The organism is Urechidicola vernalis, from assembly GCF_031846385.1.
GTDB classification, from domain to species: domain Bacteria; phylum Bacteroidota; class Bacteroidia; order Flavobacteriales; family Flavobacteriaceae; genus Urechidicola; species Urechidicola vernalis.
On sequence record NZ_JAVRHV010000036.1, the window covers coordinates 1 to 212 of the forward strand.

Annotated in this window: 1 protein-coding gene; it reads left to right on the top strand. The window is 42.0% G+C overall.

Features of this window, described 5'->3' with window-relative positions:
* Positions 1-212, top strand: a 212-nt coding sequence (locus RM519_RS14000; RefSeq protein ID WP_311594448.1) for an HYR-like domain-containing protein, incomplete at both ends; no start/stop codon positions are given.

A 212-nucleotide genomic window follows, 5' to 3' on the forward strand; every position in this document is an offset into this window, starting at 1 on the left:
GCGAATGTTGCTAATTTACCAACAGTTACGGGTCAGTGTGATGCTTCTGTAAGTGCCCCAACAGCGACGGATGTTTGTGAGGGAGTTATCACAGGAACAACAACAGATCCTACTTCTTATACATCACAAGGAACTTATACGGTTACTTGGACATATGATGATGGTAATGGAAACACGAGTTCACAGAACCAGACAGTTATTGTAGATGATAC